Here is a 16,110-nt window from a genome sequence, read left to right as displayed (position 1 = left end):
TAAGAAAAGCTGGGTAAAAAGGGCTTTTCTTATGGTCTTAAATCTTTTAACGTTAGACCTAAGAGAGACTTGGTTTTTTACAATGAAATGGGATGAGATCGGAGAACAACCGTGTTCAATTGCACGAACGCTGTCGGTGATTGGCGATCGGTGGACGATGTTGATTTTACGAAATGCATTCTTGGGTGCACGCCGTTTTGAAAGTTTTCAACAAAATTTGGGTGTCACTCGTCATGTGCTTTCTGAGCGTTTAAAGCGTTTGGTTGAACATGATATTTTGGAGAAAAGACCCTATACAGATCGTCAAGAGCGCTTTGAATATTGTTTGACTGAAAAAGGTTTGGCTTTATACCCTGTGCTGATGTCCATGGCAACATGGGCCGATCAATGGATGGACGAGGGCTTAGGTCGTCCCGTGCAATTTATCCATAAAACCTGCGGGCATAGCATTCAGCCATATTTGGTTTGTAACGAATGTGGTGATGCCATACATTCCAAAGACATCAAAGCGATACCGACACAGGTTTATGTCGATGCTTTAGCTGCTCAATCAGACGTTAAACAAGCTTAAGTTTATAAACAGTTTGCAGGTTTTGGCACGCCTGCCAAACGACTCAGATGGCGCGCTACAAGCCCAGTATTAAACTTTTCTTGCAGTATGGCATTATTGATGTCTGCACTGACTGTTTTCATTAAAAACTTAATCAGCGGACGTGTTGCAGGTGAGTGTCCAAACTGTTGGTAAAACTGACGCACTGCCATGAGGATTTCAAAGTGCCAATCAGTCAATTCAAGCTCTAAAGATTTTGCTAGCTCTTTTGCAACCTCTTGATTCCAAATGGTGTAATCAACCAAATGACCATCTTGGTCTAATTCTAAATTCATCTAAACACTCAAAATTATTTTAAATTGATACAACGACTATGGCTTAAGCATAGCTCAGCAAACCGAACATAGCTGATGGTTTCTAGGTTACTCGAATGGATAGCAGCAATATTTTCAGCATCCTGTTCAAGCACAAATACACAAGCTAGCTGCTGAATAAAAGTATGTTGTATATACAGGGCTGCATCACCCATTAAAACCACATCATCCCCTGATTGATAGAGGTTTTGTAATTTACTCAGCACTTGTTCCGTCGCGGAAAATGGAGACTGCACGAGATAAAGTGTTTTGCTCATAATTGTTTCCTTACCAATACAATACATGGTCAAACTGCTGTATTAAATTGGCATTGAGTTCAACACATTCTATTTCTTGCTCGGTTTGTTGAACAAAAGCAGAAGCTTGATTCTTGGTTTCAATCCAAATTGGGCTTAAGTCATAAAACTCAAAGCTATCAACCATGTTTGAAGCCAGTTTAAAAGCATGTTTTAAGGGTTCAAATGATTGAGCATTGTTTAATAAGCTGAGTGCAGCATCTTGTAATAAGACTTTGACTTCACAGCCAAAAGTTGCAAGAACCATGGTTGCAGACAGGCTTTCATGCACTTGCAAAGAGTTCAAATTGGCTTGGGTTAAAATAACCAGTACAGATTTCACACAATATACCTTTTAAAAGCAACAAATTCTTGAAAACTTAGCACTTAGAATTGAATTAAGCGCTCTGCAGATTGAACGGCATCGGCCAGTTCCCCTAGGCCTACCAAGTCAAAACCTGTAGCAAGATTATGCTGTGCTAACTGATGACGCTGTGCATTTTCGGCATCGGTAATTCCTCGGGCCAAAGCTGCACTTACACAAACGGGTAGGCGAATTGCGAGTTTTTGCCACTCAGAACATAGATTCCGTTGGTCGTCAGGTACCCATTGCAGGGCATTGGCAACTTGAACAGCATCTTGGTAGAAAAACACTCGAAAGGGTTCATTTTTCCCATGCAGTGCTTGCGCTAAACCTAGAGCATGCCATGCATGAATTGAACTCGGTGCGGAGGTAATTAGTAATAAAGTACTCATCAAACTTCACTAGAGGAATGTCCAAATCTTGCTTGGTACATTCGGACTTCATAATAAAAAGGTAGTATACAATGATTTTAGTGACTGGTGGTTTAGGCTTTATAGGCTCTCATATTGCTTTGAGCTTTATGGCGCATGGGCAAGAGGTCATTATTGTAGACAATTTATCCAATGCGAACTTGCAAACTCTTGAACGATTAGAATTTATTAGTGGCATGTACGTGCCTTTTGTCAAAATTGATATACGAAATACGCCTGCTTTAAACAAAGTTTTTGAGCAGTATTCCATCGATGCGGTGGTGCATGCAGCAAGTTTTAAATCGCTTGAAGAATCTGTATTGAAGCCTTTGGAATACTATAATGACAATGTCAGTTGTATCATGAGTTTACTGCGTGCCATGCAGCGCACAGGTGTCCGAACTTTGGTTCATCTTTCCAGTCTTGCGGTCTATGGTGAATCCAGCCTACATCTAGAAGAAGATTTGGAGCTGAATTTCGGCTATCCAAACCCGTATATCAAGTCGCAGCAAATGGTCGAAGAAATTATTCGAGATACAGCAAAAACGGATAATGAATGGAAAATTGCAATTTTAAGAATGGGCAATGTCGCTGGTGCATTTGAAAATGCGATGCTCGGAGAACTATTCCCGCCTTTACCGAAAAATATTATTCCACTGTTGATGCAAGTCGCTGCAAAACAGCGTGATCATATTGAACTTAGAAAAAGTGCACAAACCACAGACCATACCGTAGAGCGTAGTTTTTTACATATCCTCGATGCCTGTGATGCGATTGCGGCTTCGTTACAATGGTTAAGCACCCAACAGTTTGCTTGTGAAGCCTTTAATATTGCAGGTCAAAGTGTGTCGATACAGCAGTTGATTGAAAAAGTTGAAAGCGTGACGCAAAGTGATATTGCTACAGTCGATGTGAAGGATTCGCACATCGTGGAATTAGATCAGGTCGCAGCCGAGTGTAGTAAAGCGAAAAACATTTTACACTGGGAAGCGAAGCGCAGTTTAGAACAGACCCTTGAAGATGGATGGCGTTTCTACCAACAAAATTTAGATGGCCGTTAATTAATTTACTGATAACAATTATCATTTACATATTTTTGCTTAATCATTAAAATAAGGAAAACAAGCGCAAAATAATCATTTTGCAATTCAGTTAAAAAGGAAGAGGTTAAAATGCAAACACGTATTGAACATGACACGATGGGCGAAGTTGAAGTACCGAGTGAAGCACTTTGGGGTGCTCAAACTCAGCGTAGTTTCCAAAACTTTAAAATTGGCAGTGAACGTCTACCACGTCCAATGATTCGTGCCATGGGCTTAGTGAAAAAAGCAGCAGCATTAACCAATGCTGAGCTCAACCAAATTCCACAAGAATTGGCGCAATACATCGTCGGTGCTGCGGATGAAGTGATTGCAGGGCAGTGGGATAGTCAGTTTCCTTTGGTGGTATGGCAAACTGGTTCAGGCACACAAAGCAACATGAACTGTAATGAAGTGATTGCCAATATCGCCAATCAGAAACTCGGCAATCCTTTAGGCGCACAAAAACCTGTACACCCGAATGATCATGTAAATCGTGCTCAGTCGACCAATGACTCGTTCCCAACGGCGATTCATGTTGCAGCAAGTATCCAGATCAATGAATTACTGATTCCTGCGGTGACACAGCTTCGAGATACTTTAGCTGCAAAGTCTCAAGCATTTTCAGACATCGTTAAGATTGGTCGAACTCATTTACAAGATGCGACACCCTTAACCTTAGGCCAAGAATTTAGCGGTTATGTTTCTCAGCTCGATCACGGCTTAAAGCGTTTACAACAAGTACTTTTAGGCTTGTATGAGCTGCCTTTAGGTGGAACGGCTGTAGGTACAGGATTGAATGCTCATCCTGATTATGCAGAAAAATCAGCAGAGCAACTGGCACAGTTGACAGGGCTACCTTTTGTGACTGCACCAAATAAATTTGAAGCATTGGCTGGGCGTGATGCAGCAGTGTTTGCCTCAGGTGCATTAAAAACGCTTGCGGTAAGCTTGAACAAAATTGCCAATGACATTCGCTGGTTGGCAAGTGGCCCACGTTGTGGTTTTGGCGAGTTACGTATTCCTGAAAATGAACCAGGCTCAAGTATTATGCCGGGGAAAGTGAACCCGACTCAAAGTGAAGCGATGACCATGGTGGTGGCTCAAGTCTTAGGCAATGACACCACGATTAATGTTGCGGGCGCATCGGGTAATTTTGAGTTGAATGTATTCATGCCAGTGATTGCGTTTAATTTGTTGCAGTCGATTCAGCTTTTGGGTGACGCATGTAATAGTTTTAATGATCACTGTGCAGTGGGTATTGAACCAAACCGTGAAAAAATTGATCACTTCTTACATGACTCATTGATGTTAGTTACGGCTTTAAACCCAGTGATTGGCTATGAAAATGCAGCGAAAGTTGCCAAAACAGCCTATAAAGAAGGGAAAACGTTAAAACAGGTGGCCGTAGAGTTGAACTTAGTCACGGCTGAGCAGTTTGATGAAGTGGTACGTCCAGAGCAAATGATTTCCCCAAATGTAAAATAGCCCTTGGTCCAGATGCTCAACTAAAGAGCAAATGAACATCAGCAGTTTTTATCTTTGGGTGAAGTCGGTACAATGGTCGACTAAAGATAAACTGCTGATGAGTTACCATGCTTGATATTTATTTGACAGATGTTCAGAAAAACGTGCAATTTAACGATTATCCGGGTGAACATCCTGTTAAATTTGTTTTAAATTTCAAAAAGATTTTCCCAAGTGTTATGGAGTTATTACTTCCTGTTCTACCTGAAAATGAAAATCTTGAAGAAATGACATGGGAATCAACCACGACTGACTTTGAACTTTTCAAACTGTTGTTGAGTGGTTGGGGCGTGATTGAATTACGCTTAAACGCGATCAAACAGTTTAAAGATAAAGATTTTGCCGATGCTCTAGTGAAACGTGCACAACAAAAACGCAAAGACTTTGCAAAAGCACAGCAACAGTTGAAAACAGTTGAACTTGATTATTTATTTATGCATGAGATTCATGCATTGATCGATGCAGAATTGGTTGAACTGGGTGAAAAGTTCTATTTACCTGTTCTTCGTGACTTATGGAAAAATAAAATTTCCACTCAAGTCTTAGAAGCTAAATTTTAAGTCATTCAAAAAATCCTCCAAATGGAGGATTTTTTATATCGATAGCAAAACTATGTATTTGCGAGCATAAGAAAGTATTTAAACTGCATCTAAAGCACTAAATTTTATTATTTGGTCAAATATTGGAATTAATATTGCTTGATACATTGCGTCATCATTCACACTATAGCCGTAAGGATTTTATAATATGTCAAATCAGTTCATCGACTTAATCACAAAGCGTCGTACCATTTATGCCATTGGTAAAAAGGTCGAGTACAGCCCTGAATTTTTAACTGATTTGATTCAAACTGCCATTAAACAAAGCCCATCATCGTTCAATTCACAGTCATCTCGGGCGGTGATTTTATTTAATACGCAACATGAAAAGTTCTGGACTTTTGTGGCTGAAAAACTGAAGTCTTATGCTAAAGATGAAGAAAGTGCGGCTAAAACAACGGCAAAAATGGCCAGTTTTGCAGCAGGTGTAGGTACAGTTTTATTTTTTGAAGATCTGGATGTAATTCAGGGTCTACAAGAGCAATTTCCATCTTATGCTGAAAATTTCCCAGTATGGGCAGAGCATTCAACTGCAATAGCACAGTTTGCAACTTGGACTGCATTACATACCTTAGGGTTAGGTGCATCTTTACAGCATTACAATCCAATTGTAGATGAAGAAGTCCATGCTGAGTGGAATGTGCCTGCAAGTTGGAAACTGCGTGCACAACTGGTCTTCGGCTCGGTTGAGGGGGAAGCCAAAGAAAAAGGCTTTGTGGATGATGCTGTACGCTTTAAAGTCTTCAAATAATTAATCAAAAAGCCGCTCTACACGATGGAGCGGCTTTTTTTAGGCTGAGTTTTTTACAGGTCGACTACTTCTTCATTTTGCGGTAGTCACTCGGGCGAATAGGGCGGGTGCCGCGCCACAAACCTTTCTTGTGCTTTTTCGCATGACTTTGTAAAGCATTCATATGTTTTAAATGCTTTTTATCCTTAATATAGTCCTCATAGACCCATGCTGCACCACGTTTAACCATCTCCTCATTCATACTTCTCCGAAAACGGTAGATTTCACCTACACAACGACCGTAACGGTCAATGTCTGTAATGCGAACACGAACCACTTTCCGATAAACCATTTTTTTGATTAAGCGTTTGGATTCAGGCCCATAGCTTTGAGTGGACTCAGGCGCATCAATATAGGCAAAGCGTAATTTGGTTTCAGAGCGTCGAAAGTTAAAGCGATAACATGTTAGCGTATCACCATCACTTATAGCCGTAATTCGACACCAATAGGTTTTACCTTTTTTAAAGGGATGGAGAAATTGGCTGAGAGCATTTTGTATTTTATAAAAAGTAAATACCAGTATCAGGCAAAGGACGAAGCCAATACCGATGAGCCAGCTATTGGACAGGTGATCAAACATAGAGGAGAGCAATAGAAAATAAAAATATCAAAAAGACATTGTATGGCAGATACACTATTTAAAATGCTTTAAGTGATACCAAGTGTTTATTTTTCATAAGAAAATAGATGTTTAATTAAACAAGTAAACTGGAACAAATTTTTAACGAAGTAAAAAAGCCAATAACTAGTCGAGTTGCGTGAATTTATAATTTATCTAGCAATAGCCTAAGCGGATTTATGAGATAAAAAAATAGCCTAAGCAAAAATTTTATAAATTTCGTTCCTTAAAAAATGGTGTCTTTTATTTTCAGTTAAATTTTTATGCCAATAAATTCCAATATTCATCTGCGGCAGTTTCACAGGAACATCAAAAATATTGAGTAGAGGGGAAACATGCAAATGGCTCAAAATATTTTGAGGAATCGTTAAAATTGCATTTGGATATTGCTCTAAAATTTGTAGCGCAGTGGAATAGTGCTGACAACGCAAAAAAACCTGCCTAGACAGTTGCTTACGATTTAAATGAACATCTTCAACCAAAACACCAGTTCGCCTTGATGACACACCAATATGCGGTGCAGCCAAATACAATTCAGCATTGATTTGCTGGAGCTGAGTACAAGCCACAAACTGGTCTTTGACCAAGCTCTCAAATTGAATTTTATCGCCAAAGTTTTGTTCCAAATCAATCACAAAATCAATTTGTTGAGAAACTAAATCAGCATCTACTGTTTTACGGTCAAGCTTACTACTCATAAACTGAATACTTAATCCAAGTTTTTGAAAGTGAGCGACTAACTTTGGGAAAACAATCGGTTCTATTTCATCATGAATCGCAATTTTTAGGCTTTGAACCATGTTCGGGTCGAAGCTTTGCTGCTGCATGGAAATACTTTGGATTGCAATTAAAGCATTTTTAATAATCAGATAATTTTGTTCTGCAAAAGGTGTTGGAAGCATTTGGCTGCCAGAGCGAACAAATAAATCATCCTTTAAATGGCTACGTAGACGCTGCAAGGCATGACTGGCAGCAGACTGCGTAATCGACAAGATTTGAGCTGCTTTTGAAATACTTTTTTGCTCATAAATCGCAATAAAAAGTGGGTATAAATTGATATCGATGCGATGAAAAAGTCCCATATCAATGGGTGACTTACTATGAATGTTGTTCATGCTGATCTATAAAATAAAATCATTTTGTTCATATTAGTTTTCAGGTTATGTTGATGTAAAGCGAAAATATCAAAATAGATCGAAGGAAGCAGCCATGTTTGAACTTTCAGCACGTGCTCAAGATTATGTAGAACGTACCAAACAATTTATTCAAAACGAAATTGAGCCGATCGAAACAGACTTTTGGCATGAGGTACATGAACTGAACCAAGGTGGCGACTGGACCAAATGGCAGTGGCCCGCACAACTTGAAACGCTCAAAGCCAAAGCAAAAGCTGCGGGTTTATGGAATATGTTTTTGCCTTGTCCTGAATTGGGTCAAGGTCTATCGGTTCAAGAGTACGCTCATATTGCAGAACTCACAGGTCGAAGTCTTCTTGCGCCGACCGTGTTTAACTGTAATGCGCCTGACAGTGGCAACATGGAGGTATTGTGGCGTTATGGCTCTGAAGCTCAAAAGCAAGAGTGGCTTACGCAGCTTTTGGATGGAAAAATTCGCTCTGTTTTCTGCATGACAGAGCCTGCCGTTGCTTCATCTGATGCGACCAATATGCAAGCAACAGCCGTGATCGAAGGCGATGAAATTGTGTTAAACGGCCGTAAATGGTGGTCTTCAGGCTTAGGCGACCCCAATGCCAAAATTATTATTTTTATGGCACATACACCAGATGAAACGAAAGATCGCCACCATCAACACTCGATGGTTTTAGTGCCTGTTGAAACGGCTGGTGTCAAAATAGAACGAATGTTACCAGTCTTTGGTGACTACGATGCTCCACATGGTCACGGCGAAATTAGCTTTAGTAATGTTCGTGTACCTATTTCTAACTTTATTGGTGGCGCAGGTCAAGGTTTTGAAATTGCCCAAGGTCGTTTAGGGCCAGGTCGTATTCATCACTGTATGCGCTGTATTGGTGCTGCGGAAAAGTCTTTAGAATTGATGATCGATCGTGGTATGAGTCGTACTGCATTTGGCAAAGAAATTTTAAAATTAGGTGGAAACCTAGAGCGCGTGGCTGATGCACGTGTTGCAATTGATCAAGCACGTTTATTAACCTTGTATGCTGCGTATAAAATGGATACTTTAGGGAATATGGCAGCGTTAACCGAAATCTCTGCCATTAAAGTCGTTGCGCCAAGTGTGCTTGAAAAAGTGGTCGATATGGCGATTCAAATTCACGGCGGAGCAGGTGTGTCGCGTGATACACCTTTGACAGGTTTCTTCGCTCAAGCACGTTCACTGCGATTGGCTGATGGGCCAGATGAAGTCCATAAAGGCATGATTGCTAAATTAGAACTGGCAAAACGTGGCTATAGTACGCGTCGTAAAAAATAATAGAGGAGAAGATCATCTCTTTAATTCATTGTTTTGAAATAAAAATAGATGATCTTCTAAGTTATAAAGAAAAGATTGAGAGTTTGGGAAAAAAGAATGTCAGCGATTGATGTAGGTGGAACAGTTCGGGCGGGTGAAGAACTGGATGCTGTAGCCGTAGAAAACTGGCTCAAAGCACAAGGTGTCGATCTACAAGGGCAGGTTGAAGTCACGCAATACTCAGGCGGTGCATCTAACTGGACGTATAGATTGAAATACGACAATGTCGATCTAATTCTACGCCGCCCACCCAAAGGTACCAAAGCTAAATCTGCACATGACATGGCACGTGAATATCATGTGCAAAAGCATTTAACCCCTTTTTATCCTGTACTTCCCGAAATGGTTGCATTGTGTCAGGACGAATCTGTTCTTGGCTGTGACTTCTACGTGATGAAACGTGTAGAAGGCATTATTCCACGTGCCAATTTACCGAGAGAGCTAGATTTTAAAGAAGCCCAAGTTCGTGAGTTGTGTATCAATGTGATTGATAAACTGATCGAACTTCATCAAGTGCCATACCAAGGCACAGAACTTGAGAATCTTGGTAAAGGTGATGGTTACTGCCGTCGTCAAGTGGAAGGTTGGGACGCTCGTTTTGAAAAAGCCAAAACCATTAACGTCCCTTCATTTAAATATGTACGTAAGTGGCTGAAGGATAACATTCCAGAAGACTCAAAAACTTGTGTAATTCATAACGATTGGCGTTTTGATAATGTTATTTTAGATCCGAATCATCCGACACAAATTATTGGTGTCTTGGATTGGGAAATGGCAACGCTTGGTGATCCACTCATGGACTTAGGTTCGGCCTTGGCATATTGGGTTGAAGAGTCGGATAGTGCACTTTTTAAAGCGACACGTCGTCAACCGACAAATCTTAAAGGCATGTTCACACGTAAAGAAGTGGTCGATTATTATTTAGAAAAAACGGGTTTAGACGTCGAGAATTGGACCTTTTACGAAGTCTTTGGCATTTTCCGTTTAGCTGTGATTGCCCAACAAATTTATTATCGCTATCACCATAAACAGACCAATAACCCAGCTTTCAAAGATTTTTGGATTTTGATTCACGCTCTCCATATTCGCGCACTTAAATTGATTGGTTTACAGAAAATTGAAGCCAATGAAGTTGCTCAAAAATACATTATTAAAATGAAGGAAATATTAGGCAAATGACCACTATTTATTTCATTCGCCACGGGCAAGCATCTTTTGGTGCAGAAAGTTATGATCAACTTTCTCCCAATGGTGAACTTCAAGCCAAAATTTTGGGTCAATATTTTGATCAGATCTTAAAAGAAGCGCCTGTGGTGGTGTCAGGCTCCATGCAGCGACATCAGCAAACGGCATGTATTTCTTTGGCTGAATGCTTTCCTGAAGTAGATGTCTTAACAGATTCTGCATGGAATGAGTTCAATCATCAGCAAGTCTTTGCTCATTACGAACCGCGTTTTAACGAGCCACATTTACTAAAAGCCGATGTGGCTAAAGAGTCGAACCCACGTGCATATTTGGCCAAGATATTTGAAGGGGCAATTGAACGATGGACAGGTGGCGACTATCACCATGAGTACGATGAATCATGGCCTGAGTTTAAAAGTCGAATTGAAGTCGCTTTACAAGATTTGTGTGATGAACTGGCTCAAAGCAAACCGCGCTATGCTGTGGTGTTTACTTCAGGTGGTGTAATTTCAGTGGTTGCAGGCAAACTTTTGGGTTTAAGTCCAAATAAAACCTTTGCGCTTAATTGGGCTATTGCCAACAGCAGCATGACCACATTACGACTGGTGGGCAATGAACCGCAGCTTTTAAGTCTGAATGAACATCATTTTATTAAAGCCGAAAACTCAAACTTACTGACATGGATCTAAGGACAGGATTAAGACATGGCTAAAACAATTTTAATTACAGGGGCAAGTTCTGGCATTGGTGCAGGTATGGCACGCGAATTTGCACAAAAAGGCTATAACTTGGCAATTTGTGCAAGACGCTTAGATCGCCTTGAAAGCCTAAAACAGGAACTGGAAAGTAAGTATGGAATAAAAGTTATCCCTAAAGTTTTAGATGTGACCAATTATGATCAAGTATTTGAAGTTTTTCGTGCATTTAAACAAGAGTTTGGTCATTTAGACCGTGTGATTGTAAATGCTGGAATTGGAGATGGACGTCGAATTGGTAAAGGCAGTTTTGCGATTAATAAAGCCACGGTTGAAACCAACTTTATTTCAGCTCTAGCGCAGTGCGAAGCTGCAGTTGAAATTTTCCGTGAGCAAAATGCAGGGCATTTGGTTGTTATTTCGTCTATGAGTGCAGTCCGCGGTATGCCGAAACATTTGACAGCGTATGGTGCAAGTAAAGCGGGTGTTGCACATTTGGCTGAAGGTATTCGTGCAGAACTGCTCAATACCCCAATTAAAGTCACGACTATTTTTCCTGGCTATATTCGTACAGAAATTAATGAGGGTGCCAAACCGCTACCTTTTGAAGTGGATGAAAAAACAGGTTCACGACTGTTGGCCGCAGAAATTGAAAAAGCCCCTGTAAAAGCCTATGTTCCTAAATGGCCGTGGTTACCACTGGGTTTAGCAATGAAAATTTTACCACTGAAATTGGTCAATAAACTGGGTTAATGATTGAAATAAAAAGGCTGTAAATCAGCCTTTTTATTTTTAACTATGCCACTGCCTTCTAAACATATGTTGCTATTTCCAGATGATCATTTGAGTGTATTCATGAGTTGGTCATAAAATCGAGGTAGCATTGAAGAAAAAGGTGATCAAGATGTCCACACAATTCGACTTTGTTTCAGTCAGAAAAAAGCCCAATGTTCATTTTGGTGGGCGCTCAATCAGTCATGTCATTCAATGTGAAGATGGTTCACAAAAGACCCTTGGGGTTATTTTGCCTACAGATCAACCGCTGACGTTTGAAACGCATGTTGCGGAGCATATTGAAATTGTTTCAGGTCAATGCCAAGTTAAAATTGGGCTACAGACTGAAATGACTCTGTATTATGCAGGTGAAAGTTTTGATGTTCCTGCCAACAGCCGCTTTAGTATGATGGCAAGTGAAGTTGTAGATTATATTTGTCACTTAGAAAAATAGCCGAAGACAAAGACTCAAATTGTTAGAATAATATTAAGTCTTATAAATTATTGATTTAATAGGTGTTATGTTATTTACTTTGCAGCAATATTTCTGAAAAATATTTAAGTCTGTGTATCGGTGCAATTCAACGTATACTATTTTCATCTCTCAGTTAGCTTAGACCCAGTCACTGAATATGCGATTAAAAATTTATACCCTGGCTTTGATTCCAGTCATTCTATTTCAAGGTTATGCCGTCAAAAAAAATACACCAAGATTGGCTGAACCCGAAGGAGAGCGCATTGGACAAAAGGGCGTGGGTAAGTCGCTTGCTTTGCTCATTTTGGGGGATTCAGCGGCGGCGGGTGTTGGTGTAAATGTTCAAGATGATGCGTTATTGGGTTCAATTTTAAAAGAACTGTCATCAGAATTTAGTATTCAATTTTATTTACAAGCAACGACAGGCTTCACTACAGATCAAGTCATTCGGTCCATCCAAATGCTTGAGACACAGCATTTTGATGTCATCATTACTTCTGTGGGCGTAAATGACATTACAAAATTCACTTCGCCGCAGGCTTGGATCGCAAAACAGAAGCAGCTTTATCAAATACTCAAAAATAAGTTTAGTCCACAACTAACAATTGCATCTGGTATTCCCCCGATGGATCAGTTTCCTGCACTTCCAAACCCACTTGCATGGTTGTTCGGTCAATATGCTAAAGCGATGAACTTAGAATTAGGTCAATTTGTCGCACAGCAAAATCAGATGGAGTGGATTGAATACGATTTAGAGAAATTTAAAAATCTGAATTTGGATATGGCAGAGGATGGCTTTCACCCGAGCAAAGAAATTTATCAGTATTGGGGTAAACAAGTGACTGAAAAAATACGCCAATCTTTTTAAAATACAATAAAGACAAATTTTTTATAGCTTATGACACATTCAGTTGAAATTGAAAAACATCCACTTAAACCTTTCCTGCCAGCTAATGCCAAATTATTGATGCTGGGCAGCTTTCCACCGCCTAAGGCCCGTTGGAAAATGGACTTTTACTATCCAAATTTTCAAAATGATATGTGGAAAATATTTGGCTTGTGTTTTTTCCAAGATAAAAATTATTTTCTCAATATCGAGCAAAAGACATTTAAAGAACAACAGATCCGTACATTTTTAAATGAACGGGGCATTGCGATTTTTGATACGGCCTATGAAGTGATTCGCCAAAAAGGCAATGCTTCAGATAAGTTTTTGCACATTATTAACCCAACCAATGTGCAACATTTACTTGAAAAAATGCCCGAATGTCATAGTGTGATGACCACTGGCGATAAAGCTACTGATACGCTCATGCTGTCTATGCCCACAGGTACGTTAAAACCACAAATTGGCATGAAGTCCGAGACACATTTTGCTGGGCGAGATCTGAGGCTTTATCGGATGCCATCTTCTTCTCGTGCCTATCCTTTGGCTTTAGAGAAAAAAGCCGAGGCTTATTACAACTTATTTTCTGAAATAGGCTTACTTTAGGTCACTATTTGGATTATCCACATGACTGAATATTCCAGCCATTCGTAGATGGTTGGTCTGCTTTAGTCTTCGTACTCAACATAGTCCCAGAGATTAAGCCGAGCTTTAATCTGTTTACGTAGTTGTGGCAGCATAGGAAATAATGTTCCATCAATCCATAGGCTGAGTGCACCTGCCGAAAGTGGCTGTTGCGATTCATCGATCAATTGTGCACCTTTCACCAAAACAAAAGTCTCTTCGCTTGCAGCTGTTTCGATCCCTTTAAACTGAACCAAAAGTTCATGGCCTGTATCTTGGATTTGCCACTCCAGTTCGATTTGGATATTTTGATTGGATTTTAAAACGACTTGCCCTTCAACCATGTCATTGTTACTCAAGCAGTCATGTTCAACACGCACTTTACTTAGAAACCATTCTTGTCGAGCAAGATCTTCTAGTGTTTTGTAGGAGGTTAAAATATTGCTGAGATTAAACTGACGACTTAAATCAAAAAATTGCATTACTAAACTTTATAAAGGAGAGATAAAAAAGGAGGGCTGCATGTTAAATCAAAGTGTGTACTGAGTAAAACCTTTCAAGCCCTTGAATGAATTTAGGTATCAGATCCAATTATTCTGTTCGAGTCTTATATTCAAAGTTGTTTATTAAAAATAGCAATAGATAAAGCATTTTTAAGCTGAGCCTAAAAAACAAAACATTCAGCCTAAACAGAAAGCTATCGTACATTAGAGAATATGGATAACGTCATTCACATGTAATTACATCATCCATTCAATAGGTAGGTATGATACAGCTTTCATCATAAAACGCTGAAATTTTGTGGTTTCGGGTTCTTTTTGATGTTCAATGACACTTCCATCTTTTTGATGTTCAAGCCAAATGATATCGCCTTGAGGATTAAGTTTTAACTCATAAGCGATATGTGGGAGAAATTCATCTAACTTATGTGAGATTGCATTTTGCAATTGATCTGACTCCACCACTAAGCCCACTTCTGTATTTAAATGGGCTGAGCGTGGGTCAAAGTTAAACGAACCGACAAAGACTTTTCCGTCTATGTCAAAAAATTTGGCATGGAGCCGTGAGGAACTTCGACCTTTAGCTGGAATCACATGCCCAGTTGCCACTTCATACCATGTGTATTTTTCTCGTTCGATATAGGGTTTAAATTCATATAATTTGACGCCATTTTCGAGCAAGCCACGGCGATATTTTTTATAAAATGCATGCACAATGGCAACATCATTAGCCAATAACGAATTGGTTAAGACTCGAACTCGAGTTCCATTTTTTGCCAAATTGGAAAGGTAGTCCGCACCTGCTGTGGTTGGAACAAAATATGCGGAGACCAACTCCATATGCTTTTCAGGCTTGCCCATCAAATCGAACATTTGTTTGACAATGATTTCATCAGGCTTTGCTTCACCACGAATTTTATTGGGAGAATCGGCAATGAAATGAGCCTTTGCCCAGTTAACAGGATGTTTAGTCAGCTCTGAATCGACTTGTATCCGAGCCAAATCAATTTTCTGTTCAATCACATTTTTATCTAAGGCATCCGCTTCATAGTGCTGTTTTAATTTAGCCAGTTCTTCTTTTGTCCCACGACCCACTAATTGGGGAATGGTATAACTGAGATCATCATTCCAGAAATTTAGAAATACACTGTTAGCATGCTCTACAGCTTGCCCATAAAATAAAATGTCCAAATCAGTAAATTGGAATTTTTCACTGGCATCAAAGTATTCACTGCTGATATTACGACCACCAGTTACCGCAATTGCCCCATCAGCAATGATCAGCTTGTTATGCATACGATGGTTAATGTGATTGAAGCGGAAAGCATAATCAATCACACGTAAATGGCGGTATTTGTAAGGGTTAAATAATTTGATTTCAAAGTTGGGATGAGCGGCCAACTTTTTGAAGGTTTCATCAAGTGCCGTGCCGTTTTGGTCATCAATTAATAAACGTACTTTCACCCCACGATCCGCAGCATTCAGCAGTTCGTGCAACATCATATGGCCTATAAAGTCATCTCCCCAAATATAGTATTGGACATCTAGACTGTGCTTGGCCTCTCGTATCAAGTGTAAGCGTGAGGCAATGCTCATAAATGCTTCATCCAACGCCAAATAAGCCGTAAGTCCCTGTTTTTGCTGTGCAGACGCATCTTGACCCTTGAGCCAATGTTCTGCATATACCTCTACAGGGGCTGAAGGCTTAGCCTGATTGGGGGCGAGCTGGCATCCCGCGAGTGTTAAAACGGTGCTCAGCAAAATCAGCGGTCGACAATGAGTTGGTATCGCCATATTTCTTTTAAAGACCTAATTTTTATAAGTTATATATTTCACATGTTATAGGTTGAAACAGAGAATAAAAAGCGGTTACTGTAGCGCATCTGTTAAAGAC

Annotated in this window: 20 protein-coding genes; 12 read left to right on the top strand and 8 right to left on the bottom strand. The window is 39.9% G+C overall.

What is annotated here, in order from left to right; all coding sequences use genetic code 11:
* Nucleotides 1-82: 82 nt before the first annotated feature.
* Nucleotides 83-571 carry a helix-turn-helix domain-containing protein gene (locus ACFN7Z_RS09100; protein ID WP_010326621.1) on the top strand — a complete coding sequence of 163 codons (489 nt, stop codon included), beginning with the start codon at nt 83-85 and terminating at the stop codon, nt 569-571.
* Between the two features lie 2 nt (nt 572-573).
* Here the strand turns inward: ACFN7Z_RS09100 and ACFN7Z_RS09095 are convergent, their stop codons facing one another.
* Genes ACFN7Z_RS09095 through tusD form a run of 4 tightly spaced genes read right to left on the bottom strand, consistent with a single transcriptional unit; the run spans nt 574 to nt 1,955 of the window.
* Entirely contained in the window at nt 574-885 is a 312-nt protein-coding gene (locus ACFN7Z_RS09095; protein WP_004979945.1) for a TusE/DsrC/DsvC family sulfur relay protein, read from the bottom strand.
* Nucleotides 886-899: 14 nt separating this feature from the next.
* Nucleotides 900-1,181 carry a DsrH/TusB family sulfur metabolism protein gene (locus ACFN7Z_RS09090; protein WP_010326622.1) on the bottom strand — a complete coding sequence of 94 codons (282 nt, stop codon included), beginning with the start codon at nt 1,179-1,181 and terminating at the stop codon, nt 900-902.
* A gap of 10 nt (nt 1,182-1,191) precedes the next feature.
* A complete protein-coding gene (locus tag ACFN7Z_RS09085; RefSeq protein WP_010326623.1) occupies nt 1,192-1,542 on the bottom strand; it encodes a hypothetical protein in 351 nt (116 codons plus the stop codon).
* Between the two features lie 44 nt (nt 1,543-1,586).
* Nucleotides 1,587-1,955, bottom strand: a complete 369-nt coding sequence (gene tusD, locus ACFN7Z_RS09080) for a sulfurtransferase complex subunit TusD (protein WP_010326624.1) — start codon at nt 1,953-1,955, stop codon at nt 1,587-1,589.
* 71 nt (nt 1,956-2,026) lie between these two features.
* Here tusD and ACFN7Z_RS09075 point away from each other — a divergent pair, with 71 nt between their 5' ends.
* The 4 genes from ACFN7Z_RS09075 to ACFN7Z_RS09060 all read left to right on the top strand — a co-directional run bounded on the left by ACFN7Z_RS09075 (nt 2,027) and on the right by ACFN7Z_RS09060 (nt 5,929).
* The gene (locus ACFN7Z_RS09075; RefSeq protein WP_010326625.1) at nt 2,027-3,034 is read left to right on the top strand and encodes an NAD-dependent epimerase/dehydratase family protein; all 1,008 of its coding nucleotides are present in this window, start codon (nt 2,027-2,029) and stop codon (nt 3,032-3,034) included.
* A gap of 111 nt (nt 3,035-3,145) precedes the next feature.
* Complete coding sequence (gene fumC, locus ACFN7Z_RS09070; RefSeq protein ID WP_010326626.1) at nt 3,146-4,540, top strand: class II fumarate hydratase; 1,395 nt, start codon at nt 3,146-3,148, stop codon at nt 4,538-4,540.
* A gap of 107 nt (nt 4,541-4,647) precedes the next feature.
* A complete protein-coding gene (locus ACFN7Z_RS09065; protein WP_010326627.1) occupies nt 4,648-5,139 on the top strand; it encodes a hypothetical protein in 492 nt (163 codons plus the stop codon).
* A 187-nt stretch (nt 5,140-5,326) separates the two neighbouring features.
* On the top strand, nt 5,327-5,929 hold the full coding sequence (locus ACFN7Z_RS09060; RefSeq protein ID WP_010326628.1) for a nitroreductase family protein: 603 nt from the start codon (nt 5,327-5,329) through the stop codon (nt 5,927-5,929).
* A 64-nt stretch (nt 5,930-5,993) separates the two neighbouring features.
* Here the strand turns inward: ACFN7Z_RS09060 and ACFN7Z_RS09055 are convergent, their stop codons facing one another.
* Nucleotides 5,994-6,548, bottom strand: a complete 555-nt coding sequence (locus ACFN7Z_RS09055) for a thermonuclease family protein (protein ID WP_004979847.1) — start codon at nt 6,546-6,548, stop codon at nt 5,994-5,996.
* Nucleotides 6,549-6,784: 236 nt separating this feature from the next.
* Nucleotides 6,785-7,702 carry a LysR family transcriptional regulator gene (locus ACFN7Z_RS09050; protein WP_010326629.1) on the bottom strand — a complete coding sequence of 306 codons (918 nt, stop codon included), beginning with the start codon at nt 7,700-7,702 and terminating at the stop codon, nt 6,785-6,787.
* 94 nt (nt 7,703-7,796) lie between these two features.
* On the opposite strand from ACFN7Z_RS09050, the gene ACFN7Z_RS09045 reads away from it, so the two are divergent.
* The 7 genes from ACFN7Z_RS09045 (at nt 7,797) to ACFN7Z_RS09015 (ending at nt 13,698) form a co-directional block, all read left to right on the top strand.
* A complete protein-coding gene (locus ACFN7Z_RS09045; protein ID WP_010326630.1) occupies nt 7,797-9,038 on the top strand; it encodes an acyl-CoA dehydrogenase family protein in 1,242 nt (413 codons plus the stop codon).
* Nucleotides 9,039-9,134: 96 nt separating this feature from the next.
* Nucleotides 9,135-10,256: a phosphotransferase family protein gene (locus ACFN7Z_RS09040; RefSeq protein WP_010326631.1), complete on the top strand. Its 1,122-nt coding sequence runs from the start codon at nt 9,135-9,137 to the stop codon at nt 10,254-10,256.
* A complete protein-coding gene (locus ACFN7Z_RS09035; RefSeq protein WP_010326632.1) occupies nt 10,253-10,951 on the top strand; it encodes a histidine phosphatase family protein in 699 nt (232 codons plus the stop codon). Before ACFN7Z_RS09040 ends, ACFN7Z_RS09035 begins: the two co-directional genes overlap by 4 nt.
* A gap of 15 nt (nt 10,952-10,966) precedes the next feature.
* The gene (locus ACFN7Z_RS09030) at nt 10,967-11,710 is read left to right on the top strand and encodes an SDR family oxidoreductase (protein ID WP_005399526.1); all 744 of its coding nucleotides are present in this window, start codon (nt 10,967-10,969) and stop codon (nt 11,708-11,710) included.
* 151 nt (nt 11,711-11,861) lie between these two features.
* Nucleotides 11,862-12,185: a pyrimidine/purine nucleoside phosphorylase gene (locus ACFN7Z_RS09025; protein ID WP_010326633.1), complete on the top strand. Its 324-nt coding sequence runs from the start codon at nt 11,862-11,864 to the stop codon at nt 12,183-12,185.
* A 178-nt stretch (nt 12,186-12,363) separates the two neighbouring features.
* Nucleotides 12,364-13,074 (top strand): SGNH/GDSL hydrolase family protein, encoded by a 711-nt coding sequence (locus ACFN7Z_RS09020; protein ID WP_010326634.1) that lies wholly within the window; start codon nt 12,364-12,366, stop codon nt 13,072-13,074.
* 30 nt (nt 13,075-13,104) lie between these two features.
* Nucleotides 13,105-13,698: a uracil-DNA glycosylase family protein gene (locus ACFN7Z_RS09015; protein WP_159151515.1), complete on the top strand. Its 594-nt coding sequence runs from the start codon at nt 13,105-13,107 to the stop codon at nt 13,696-13,698.
* Nucleotides 13,699-13,760: 62 nt separating this feature from the next.
* Here ACFN7Z_RS09015 and ACFN7Z_RS09010 read toward each other — a convergent pair whose 3' ends face one another.
* Together ACFN7Z_RS09010 and ACFN7Z_RS09005 are read right to left on the bottom strand one after the other, a co-directional pair.
* A complete protein-coding gene (locus ACFN7Z_RS09010; RefSeq protein WP_159151516.1) occupies nt 13,761-14,198 on the bottom strand; it encodes a hypothetical protein in 438 nt (145 codons plus the stop codon).
* Nucleotides 14,199-14,456: 258 nt separating this feature from the next.
* Nucleotides 14,457-16,010 carry a phospholipase D family protein gene (locus tag ACFN7Z_RS09005; RefSeq protein ID WP_159151517.1) on the bottom strand — a complete coding sequence of 518 codons (1,554 nt, stop codon included), beginning with the start codon at nt 16,008-16,010 and terminating at the stop codon, nt 14,457-14,459.
* Between the last annotated feature and the right edge of the window lie 100 nt (nt 16,011-16,110).

Source organism: Acinetobacter sp. P1332, from assembly GCF_044057475.1.
GTDB lineage: Bacteria > Pseudomonadota > Gammaproteobacteria > Pseudomonadales > Moraxellaceae > Acinetobacter > Acinetobacter johnsonii.
Note: the sequence above shows the minus strand (reverse complement) of the source record. Positions and strands in the feature narration are given on the sequence as shown.

What these genes read in the sequence shown, in the direction of transcription:
- ACFN7Z_RS09100 (WP_010326621.1), top strand. Translation starts at nt 83, where the DNA reads ATGAAATGGGATGAGATCGGAGAACAACCGTGTTCAATTGCACGAACG.
- ACFN7Z_RS09095 (WP_004979945.1), bottom strand. Translation starts at nt 885, where the DNA reads ATGAATTTAGAATTAGACCAAGATGGTCATTTGGTTGATTACACCATT.
- ACFN7Z_RS09090 (WP_010326622.1), bottom strand. Translation starts at nt 1,181, where the DNA reads ATGAGCAAAACACTTTATCTCGTGCAGTCTCCATTTTCCGCGACGGAA.
- tusD (WP_010326624.1), bottom strand. Translation starts at nt 1,955, where the DNA reads ATGAGTACTTTATTACTAATTACCTCCGCACCGAGTTCAATTCATGCA.
- ACFN7Z_RS09075 (WP_010326625.1), top strand. Translation starts at nt 2,027, where the DNA reads ATGATTTTAGTGACTGGTGGTTTAGGCTTTATAGGCTCTCATATTGCT.
- fumC (WP_010326626.1), top strand. Translation starts at nt 3,146, where the DNA reads ATGCAAACACGTATTGAACATGACACGATGGGCGAAGTTGAAGTACCG.
- ACFN7Z_RS09065 (WP_010326627.1), top strand. Translation starts at nt 4,648, where the DNA reads ATGCTTGATATTTATTTGACAGATGTTCAGAAAAACGTGCAATTTAAC.
- ACFN7Z_RS09060 (WP_010326628.1), top strand. Translation starts at nt 5,327, where the DNA reads ATGTCAAATCAGTTCATCGACTTAATCACAAAGCGTCGTACCATTTAT.
- ACFN7Z_RS09055 (WP_004979847.1), bottom strand. Translation starts at nt 6,548, where the DNA reads ATGTTTGATCACCTGTCCAATAGCTGGCTCATCGGTATTGGCTTCGTC.
- ACFN7Z_RS09050 (WP_010326629.1), bottom strand. Translation starts at nt 7,702, where the DNA reads ATGAACAACATTCATAGTAAGTCACCCATTGATATGGGACTTTTTCAT.
- ACFN7Z_RS09045 (WP_010326630.1), top strand. Translation starts at nt 7,797, where the DNA reads ATGTTTGAACTTTCAGCACGTGCTCAAGATTATGTAGAACGTACCAAA.
- ACFN7Z_RS09040 (WP_010326631.1), top strand. Translation starts at nt 9,135, where the DNA reads ATGTCAGCGATTGATGTAGGTGGAACAGTTCGGGCGGGTGAAGAACTG.
- ACFN7Z_RS09035 (WP_010326632.1), top strand. Translation starts at nt 10,253, where the DNA reads ATGACCACTATTTATTTCATTCGCCACGGGCAAGCATCTTTTGGTGCA.
- ACFN7Z_RS09030 (WP_005399526.1), top strand. Translation starts at nt 10,967, where the DNA reads ATGGCTAAAACAATTTTAATTACAGGGGCAAGTTCTGGCATTGGTGCA.
- ACFN7Z_RS09025 (WP_010326633.1), top strand. Translation starts at nt 11,862, where the DNA reads ATGTCCACACAATTCGACTTTGTTTCAGTCAGAAAAAAGCCCAATGTT.
- ACFN7Z_RS09020 (WP_010326634.1), top strand. Translation starts at nt 12,364, where the DNA reads ATGCGATTAAAAATTTATACCCTGGCTTTGATTCCAGTCATTCTATTT.
- ACFN7Z_RS09015 (WP_159151515.1), top strand. Translation starts at nt 13,105, where the DNA reads ATGACACATTCAGTTGAAATTGAAAAACATCCACTTAAACCTTTCCTG.
- ACFN7Z_RS09010 (WP_159151516.1), bottom strand. Translation starts at nt 14,198, where the DNA reads ATGCAATTTTTTGATTTAAGTCGTCAGTTTAATCTCAGCAATATTTTA.
- ACFN7Z_RS09005 (WP_159151517.1), bottom strand. Translation starts at nt 16,010, where the DNA reads ATGGCGATACCAACTCATTGTCGACCGCTGATTTTGCTGAGCACCGTT.